The organism is Paucilactobacillus vaccinostercus DSM 20634 (assembly GCF_001436295.1).
In the GTDB taxonomy this organism is placed as follows: domain Bacteria; phylum Bacillota; class Bacilli; order Lactobacillales; family Lactobacillaceae; genus Paucilactobacillus; species Paucilactobacillus vaccinostercus.
The window spans coordinates 24,028-32,404 of sequence record NZ_AYYY01000020.1; the positions used below are offsets into that span (position 1 = coordinate 24,028).

General features: G+C 47.7%; 9 protein-coding genes and 1 pseudogene. All 10 read right to left on the reverse strand.

Annotated features, from left to right (window positions below):
* Nucleotides 1-389 precede the first annotated feature (389 nt).
* Nucleotides 390-1,694, reverse strand: a complete 1,305-nt coding sequence (gene serS / locus FC26_RS04565) for a serine--tRNA ligase (protein WP_057778210.1) — start codon at nucleotides 1,692-1,694, stop codon at nucleotides 390-392.
* Between the two features lie 300 nt (nucleotides 1,695-1,994).
* Nucleotides 1,995-2,399, reverse strand: a complete 405-nt coding sequence (locus FC26_RS04570) for an iron-sulfur cluster biosynthesis family protein (protein ID WP_057778212.1) — start codon at nucleotides 2,397-2,399, stop codon at nucleotides 1,995-1,997.
* A gap of 219 nt (nucleotides 2,400-2,618) precedes the next feature.
* Nucleotides 2,619-3,626 carry an aldose epimerase family protein gene (locus FC26_RS04575; RefSeq protein WP_235809469.1) on the reverse strand — a complete coding sequence of 336 codons (1,008 nt, stop codon included), beginning with the start codon at nucleotides 3,624-3,626 and terminating at the stop codon, nucleotides 2,619-2,621.
* A gap of 107 nt (nucleotides 3,627-3,733) precedes the next feature.
* The gene (locus FC26_RS04580; RefSeq protein WP_057778215.1) at nucleotides 3,734-4,387 is read right to left on the reverse strand and encodes a YczE/YyaS/YitT family protein; all 654 of its coding nucleotides are present in this window, start codon (nucleotides 4,385-4,387) and stop codon (nucleotides 3,734-3,736) included.
* Between the two features lie 53 nt (nucleotides 4,388-4,440).
* Nucleotides 4,441-4,872, reverse strand: a complete 432-nt coding sequence (locus FC26_RS04585; protein ID WP_057778217.1) for a MarR family winged helix-turn-helix transcriptional regulator — start codon at nucleotides 4,870-4,872, stop codon at nucleotides 4,441-4,443.
* Nucleotides 4,873-5,019: 147 nt separating this feature from the next.
* Nucleotides 5,020-5,235 (reverse strand): DUF454 family protein, encoded by a 216-nt coding sequence (locus FC26_RS04590; protein ID WP_162259967.1) that lies wholly within the window; start codon nucleotides 5,233-5,235, stop codon nucleotides 5,020-5,022.
* 267 nt (nucleotides 5,236-5,502) lie between these two features.
* On the reverse strand, nucleotides 5,503-6,261 hold the full coding sequence (gene fabI / locus FC26_RS04595) for an enoyl-ACP reductase FabI (protein ID WP_057778221.1): 759 nt from the start codon (nucleotides 6,259-6,261) through the stop codon (nucleotides 5,503-5,505).
* A 16-nt stretch (nucleotides 6,262-6,277) separates the two neighbouring features.
* The gene (gene accA, locus FC26_RS04600; protein ID WP_057778223.1) at nucleotides 6,278-7,045 is read right to left on the reverse strand and encodes an acetyl-CoA carboxylase carboxyltransferase subunit alpha; all 768 of its coding nucleotides are present in this window, start codon (nucleotides 7,043-7,045) and stop codon (nucleotides 6,278-6,280) included.
* The gene (locus FC26_RS04605) at nucleotides 7,042-7,875 is read right to left on the reverse strand and encodes an acetyl-CoA carboxylase carboxyltransferase subunit beta (protein ID WP_057778224.1); all 834 of its coding nucleotides are present in this window, start codon (nucleotides 7,873-7,875) and stop codon (nucleotides 7,042-7,044) included. Before FC26_RS04605 ends, accA begins: the two co-directional genes overlap by 4 nt.
* A 34-nt stretch (nucleotides 7,876-7,909) precedes the next feature.
* Nucleotides 7,910-8,377 (reverse strand): annotated as a pseudogene (locus FC26_RS13030) (acetyl-CoA carboxylase biotin carboxylase subunit); the annotation flags it as partial.

The following is an 8,377-nucleotide window of genomic DNA, read 5'->3' on the forward strand; positions in this document are numbered from 1 at the left end:
TTCAAGAACTTCGTCTTAAAGATTTGTTGTGTTCGTAATCTTTTTGCTAAGGAACTTAAGCTATTGTTTAGAATCCCTATTTTACTTGAAAGATTTACACTGATTGAAATGACGCTTGTTTTGTTGGTTCTATTAAAATAAGCCATGTCAATCCCAAGGACCGAGATTAACATAGCTTATTCGTACTTTTTTAACTTGTCTAGTTGGGTTCCGCAGAACAGACTTCTGCGCTTAACCCGGTCTAGCTAACCATTCTCCGGCTAGTTTAGTTGAGCTACACAAGGCCAGCCCTCTGCGCTTAGCAAAATAAGACACGCCAATCCCAAAAGCCGGGATTAACATGCCTTATTCCACTAATGCTCAAGGTCTAAGCGGCCTTGTTTCGCATCCTATTTTCTATTAAACGGTACCGCATTATCCTTTGTAATCTTTGTAATACCGTGGAAGTAAGGGACCAATGCCTCCGGCACCGTTACCGAACCGTCTTCATTTTGGTAGTTTTCCAAAATTGCTGCTACCGTGCGGCCAACCGCTAATCCAGAGCCGTTTAGCGTGTGCACATATTGTAACTTGCCATTTTCGTCACGATACTGAATGTGCGCCCGCCGTGCTTGGAAGTCTTCCGTGTTAGAGCAGCTCGAAATTTCACGATAGATATTTTGTTCTGGCATCCAGACCTCAATATCATGGGTTTCAGCCGCTGAAAAGCCCATGTCACCCGTTGAAAGGGTAATCACATGGTACGCCAAGCCTAATTTTTGTAAGATATTTTCGGCGTTAGCTGTCATTTTTTCCAATTCATCGTATGAATTTTCTGGCTTCGAATACTTCACCATTTCCACCTTATTAAATTGGTGCATCCGGATCAAGCCCCGAGTATCTCGCCCAGCCGAACCTGCTTCAGAACGGAATGATGGCGTCAATGCCGTCACGTATACTGGTAATTTTTCGGCAGGAATCACTTCGTCAGCGAAATAGTTAGTTAACGGGACTTCCGCCGTCGGAATCATCGTCAACTGATGTTCGTCAGCTTCGATTTGATACACATCCTGCTTGAACTTCGGGAATTGGCCCGTTCCATACATGGCCTTACCATTCACAAGATAGGGTGGTAACACCTCGGTATAGCCTTCCTTCATGTGTTCATCAAGCATGAAGTTGTAAACGGCCCGTTCCAACTGTGCGCCCAGGCCAACATAGTAAACAAACCGGGCACCCGAAACTTTGGCGGCCCGTTCAAAATCTAAAATACCAAGTCCTTCACCAATTTCCCAGTGGGCCTTGGGTTCAAAATCAAAACTAGGAACCTTTCCAACCTTACGTTGTTCGACGTTAGCATCTTCATCTTTCCCAACCGGAATGCCATCATGGGGCATGTTTGGTAAGTGAGCCATCTTGTTTTGAAAGTCGATATCATTGGCGTTTAACTGATCATCAAGGGCCTTGATATCCTCGCCGACCTTTTTCATGGCCGCAATTGCATCATCGGCTGATTCCTTGTTCCGCTTAGCCTGCGCAATTTGTTTTGATACTTCGTTTCGTTGGGCCTTCAACGTTTCAGTTTGTTGAATCAGTTCCCGACGCTTGGCATCCAGTGCAAAAATAGTGTCCAAATCGGCCGCAGCAACCCCACGCGTTGCCAGGCGTTCTTTATAATGATCGGGATCGGTGCGCATCTTTTTAATATCTAACATATTCCTTACCTCCATAAAAATAGAGCCACTCCATCCTCAAATTTTTGGGACGAAATGGCTCTAGTTCCGCGGTACCACCCAAGTTTGTCTTACGACACCCTCGTTACATTGATAACGGCCAATCACCGTGCGGCATTACCCGCCCACATTTAGCTGCATCGGAGTTTCGACGTCCGCTTCACACCACCCAGCGGCTCTCTGAGCGTCTACTTGAAATGCAATCGTGTTTCTTAACAAAGTAATAATAGTATATTCGTTCCTGTTTGGCAACCAGTTCGTCGAATGCCCACTAAAAATTGACTAGCAAATTTGATTCTTCATGGTCACTTTTTGCTCGTCGCGTTCACGAGCTGCCTCTTCCTCTGATTTGGCAACTTGAATCGTCACCGCGCTATCTAGCAGGCCAGAATCATCCCCTAATTGCAGAGTTCCGGCCTGATGCTTTAGATTAAGGCCCGTGGTGAAGAAATATTCTTCCGCTTGACTCGTGTAAAGTTGGAGGCCAGCGTCGTTTACCAACGGCCGCTCAAAATCTGGATCAGGGCGGTCACTCACGACTAGTTGAAACTTATCGCCAATCGCGCACGAGCCACCGAGGTTCGAGTACTTATTCGAGCCATCATCCAGCGCCAAAATCACCGGTTTAGTGAAGTCAACGTGCTTCTTGAGGTACGTTACTGCAGTATCTTTGATATTAATTTTCATCAGTTCACCCCTTCTTTGCACCTATCATACCGAATCGGAGGGGTCAATTTAAAATAATCTGCTCACCTTTAGTAAGCTATTGTGAAATTTGTTAGTGGTGAACCAAGAGTCTTTCCACGATTCGCATGGCTCAAACAATAAAGAAACAAGTTGATGAGAAGTAAAAGTGCCCCACTCTCTCGAGTAGGACACCTACGGACTAAAAATTAAGTTGACTTACTACGCTTCGTAGTACTTGTAACGAATCGTGTATTCCTTGGGTTGGCCTGGTTCCAAGACGATATCGCCAAAGCCATCATGGTTGATGGCGTCTGGCAACATTTGGGCTTCCGTCGCCAGGGCGTTGTACGGCTTCGAATCATCCTGTGGGTTGGCCGTGTAGACAACTAACCCGTTACGGTCGGAATAGATTGCAACGTGGCGGTTACTATTGGTATCACTTAAAACCGCAATCGGCTGATCATCACTTGGCGTCACCTCGAAAGCATCGTCAATCTCGATCTTACCGGTTTGGGCTTCAATGTCGGTTAACGCCTTAGTTACTACCGTGGCGTCAGTAAAGTCATAGCCAGTTCCCTTAACAGCCAAGAACTTGCCTGTCGGGAGCTTTTCTTCGTTTAATTCCAGCCGGCGATCGGCGTTAATCTTCAGTTCTTGACTCGTCAAGTCGGCCTGACCATCCGTTAGGTTAAAGTAAGCATGGTTCGTTGGGTTAAACAGGGTTGCCGCCGTTGTCTTGGCGCCAAAGGTAATCGCAACTTCGTTATCATCGTTGAACGTGAACGTGATGGTCACGTCAATGTCGCCAGGAAAGTTATCGTCGGCACTGTCGATATGCCGAGAGAACGTTACGCTCGCATCGTGTTCTCGCGTTTCTTGGGTGGCATTCCAGATTAGTTCAGTAAACCCGTTAAAGCCCCCATGCAAGGTATTCCCATTTTCATTTTGATCAAAATGGTAGTCCTGTCCGTTGATTGTTGCTTGAGCGTTAGTCAAGCGACCGGCCACCCGCCCCACGGATTTGCACAAGCAGTAGTTAGCAGGACCAGCGTAACGATCAACACTATCAAAATGAACGATTAATGGTTTGCCATTGACCACAAAACCCTGCCAAATGGCCCCCAGTGTTAGCACCTGAATGTAGTTACCGGCCGCATTCTTAATCGTGTAACGATCGATATTTTGTCCTTCATGCTGTCCAAAAATGTCTGTTGTAATTTCCATCATCCATTGTCCCCTTTGAAAACGCTTTAATTGGTTTCTATTATACACTTTTCTGATAATTGATGAGTAAAATTTTTAGGATTTTTTAGTAAAAAACGTGTTGATCCACTTTATTTGGTCGCATCCACGCCATACCGCCACTGACCAAAATAATGCATGATCAGATTGAGCGTCATTCCCACTAGCACGGCGGCTAAAATTGTTCCTAGTCCGACACTGCCTAGCCCGTGAACGAGTAGCAAACACGTGATCAACGACAAAATCACCATCGTTGAATCGGTCGCCATCTTAACCTTGGGAAAGGCAATCTGCGTCGCATCCGCAATCACGCCCATAATGCCCTCACCGGCGAGCGGAATCAAGTTCGTGGGCATATAGAAAAAGATGCCGATCGCAATGCAAACAATCGATAAGACCGACAGTAACAGTTGCACCCCGAAATTGGTGGCGTTAGGTAAGAACGTCACGAGCCAGTTACAAAACGTGGTAAAGTAGCCAAACACAACGCCAACTGCGACTTGAAATAGTTGGCGCCACTGAAACCGTCGGCGTAAAATTATAATTTGTAACAACACAAGAAAGACGTGCAGGATAATGGTTGCCTTGCCCATTTCAATTCCCCACACCACCGTCATGGTATACGGAATCGAGCTAATCGGCGATACGCCCAAGTTAGACTTAACCGACAGTGAAATCCCGATCGTCATGATAAAAAGGCCCAGGAAGTAAAATCCTAGGCGCTGGCCAATTGTTTGATGTTTCATTCAAGTTCCTCCAAGTTAAAAATAGTTAGTAAACTAAGTATTACGGCAAAATTTTAGTGCATATTCTCGAGCATCTGTGCCATCACCTTAAAAAAGACGGCCAAATCGGCATCATCGACGTGCGCGGTCAGCTTATTTTCGAGTTGGATAATATCAGCCAGCACCCCACTACGAGCTTGTTCTGCCTTAGCGGTCGGAATAATTCGTTTGCGTCGATTATCCTCAGGCATCGACTGTCGCACAATTAAACCGGCCTGCTCCATTTTTTTGAGCAGCGCCGACGCGGTCGAAGGCCGAATACTATACTTTTCTTCAACATCCTTTTGAAAAATATCATGTGTTTGCGTTTCAACTAATATGTAAATCAACGTGCGCGCCTGCGCACCATTAATACCATTTCGGGTTGCCGAAATATCGAGTTCTCGCCGAATCTTATTATGCAGCTTGTTGACGTACTGGCCGACGTCTTTTTCTTTTACACCCATTGATTACGCTCCTGTAAATACTTAGTTTCCTAACTATATTACCCGACAACGGCCAAGTTGTCAAAAAAAGCATTCCCTAAAAATCACAGGAACGCTTTTTGATCTCTTAAATTTTAATTTCAGGATCTTGGCAACTTTAACCATGCTCTAAACTGCTTTTTTCATCACTTTTGGCTCATGCTTTTGCACCCACAATGCGAGCCGCGTTTGCAGTAAGCGCTGGTACAGACGTGGGGAGCACTTTTTTAGGCTATGCAGCATGAGGAGTAAAAATGGCAATCCGGGAATGATTGGTAGCGCAAAGCCCACAATTGCGCCAATAAATCCCGTCAATGATAAGGTGGCCCACAACACTTTTGTCATTAATAATGGCATCTCCAATCCATCCCCTTTCTGAAATCTTGTAGCTATCTTACGGGGTCAAACGAGAGAATGCAATCAATGCCAAGTGCCCTTTGCTGAAACTTAATTTGCTTAATATTTTAGCAAGAATTTGGCCGTTGTTTGTTCATGAATAATGGGAAATATGACTTAATTGCGTGCTAAAAAAGGCTATCAGATCGTTGATCTAATGGCCCTTTTATTGTGTCTTAATTGGTAACTGGTTGCATAAGGAGAAACTTCGCATCCCTAAATCAAATGCACACCCTTATCCACATACATCACATCACCCGTCACGCCGGTTGCCATGTCACTCATTAAGAACGCGGCCACGTTACCAATTTCTGTGACCGTGACGTCTTTCCCGTCCACCGTTCGCTCACGTGAGATCTTTAGCAGGTTACCGTGATCCTTAATGCCCGTGACCGCGAGCGTCTTGATTGCCCCGGCCGAGATGGCGTTCACCCGAATTCCCTGCTCACCCAGCTCACTGGCTAAGTAACGCATGCTGGATTCCAACGCCGCCTTGGCAACGCCCATCATGTTGTAATGTGGGACCGCCCGTTCCGACCCAAAATAGGTCAACGTCACGATCGAACCACCATCCGTCATCAAGGGTTGCGCCGCCTTAGCGACCGCAATTAATGAATAGGCACTAATTTCCTGGGCCAAATCGTAACCGGCCCGGCTTGTTGAGACCAGTCCGTGCTCCAGCGTTTCCTTGTCCGCAAACGCAATCGCATGGACTAACCCATTAATTTTGCCGTAACGTTCACCAATCGTCGTAAACGTTTGGGCAATATTATCATCGTCGGCAACGTCACATTCGATCAGGTCCGCCTCGTCAGGGACAAACCGCTGTAAACTTTGCTTGATTCGTTCATTTTGATAGGTGAGCACTAGTTTGGCTCCCTGGGCCAATGCCGTTTGCGCACAGCCCCAGGCAATACTTCGCTTGTTTGCCACCCCCATGATGACAATTGTCTTACCGGTCAATAATTCGCTCATTGCTTTGTCCTCTCACTTAAAATTTTCTAAACCGTGCGTGTCGCTGGGCCAACCGTTCGGCCGCCGGCAACGCACTCAATGTTGTTATTTTTTCGGCAATTTGTTGCCGCAATTGCTGTAGCTTTGCGACGTCGTTAACCTCGTCAACCACCCGGTCAATGATCCCGTCTTCGTAAAGGTCCTGCGCAGTCAACCGCATTTGTTCCGCCGCTTCTGCCACCCGATGCGCATCCTTCCACAGGATACTAGCGTAACCTTCCGGTGATAATACCGAGTAAATGCTATCTTCAAACATCCACACTTCATCCCCACCAGCTAGTGCTAATGCACCACCACTACCGCCTTCACCCACGATAATGCTGAGGTAAGGCACTTTGATCTGGGCGCCAGTTAGTAGACACTGGGCAATTGCCTCTCCCTGACCATGATGTTCCGCATGGACATCTGGAAAAGCCCCCGGCGTATTAATCAAGGTCACTACGGGCCGGCCAAACTTATCCGCCTGTTGCATCAGGCGTTGCGCCTTCCGATAGCCTTCCGGTTCCGGACACCCAAAGTGGCACTGCTGGTTTTGCGCCAGTGTTTGGCCCTTTTGAATTCCAATCACCGTGACCGGCTGTCCGTTGAGTTCCCCAATGCCCCCGATCACCGCCGCGTCATCGCTCGCATTTCGGTCACCATGACACTCAAAAAAATGATCCACCACGCCATTAATCAGGGCCCGAGTAGTTATTTTCTGCTCACTTCTGGCGGCTTGAACCGCTTCAAATGCTGTCCGTGTCATTGTGTCCCTCCTGCATGCCAAGTCAACAGTCGTGCCAAGGTTTGCCTTAATTGTGGCCGTGGCACAATGGTATCGATAAACCCGTGTTCCAACAATGTTTCGGCCCGTTGAAAATCAGCCGGTGGCGTCTGTTTAATCGTTTGCTCAATTACGCGGCGCCCGGCAAATCCGACCATCGTATGTGGTTCGGCTAAAATAATGTCCCCTTGCATAGCAAAGCTAGCCGTCACACCACCCATGGTCGGATCAGTTAGGACGACCAGGTAGGCCAGTCCAGCCGCTTGCAGCTCACTTACCGCCTGCGATACCTTCGTCATCTGCATCAGTGAGTGAATGCCTTCTTGCATCCGCGCCCCGCCAGAAGTGGTAAACACCACGACCGGTAGCTGACGTTGTCGCGCCTGTTCAAACAACCGCGTTAACTTTTCACCCGTAGCCGATCCTAAACTGCCCATGATAAACCGGCTGTCCATGACCGCTAGCCCGCAGGCTTGCCGGCCAATCGTCGCGAAACCGGTGACCACACTCTCATTTTGCTGGGTCTTCTTCTTTGCCTGACTAATCTTTTGCCGGTACTGAAGATCGTTAAACCGAGCTGGAATCGTCACCTCCCGATCAATTTCTTCAAACTGATCGGTCACCATCATGATTCGTTCGCGCGCGCCCAATCGAAGACCGTACCCGCATTCTGGACACGTCTTATCGATGGCATCGTGGGCTAAAAATGTCGTTTGACAAACAGGACACCGTACCATCACGTCATCGGGAATTTTATCCAACCGCTGCGCCAATTGTTCCGGTGTCGGTGCTTCAAATCGGTTATTCATCATGCTGTCTTTCACCTCTTTAGTCGCGCAACGCCCATCAATTCATTGCTTTTTCTGTTTGGCGTTGCATTCTTCCTAGAAATTCCTGCTCAACATAAACCGTTGTAAACTGGTCCTCGATCACATTGGCATCCGCTAACAGCGCTAGTAAAAACGATCGATTCGTGGTAATACCGGTCACCGTTAGTTCGTTCATTACACGGCGCATCTTATGCAAGACCGCATGTCGCTCATCCATATGGACAATCACCTTAGCGATCATTGAGTCGTAAAACGGCGAAATCAGATTCCCCGCCACGACCCCGCTATCAATGCGGACCCCATGGGTACCAGCCGGTAAGTCCAGCCGTTCAATCCGTCCAGCAACGGGTTGAAATTGGTTGGCCGGATCTTCAGCGTTCAGCCGACATTCCAGCGCCGTGCCGTGAATTTGAACATCGTCTTGGGTAAACGGGAGTGGCTCGCCCGCCGCAACCAAAATTTGCGCCTTAATCAGCTCCAATCC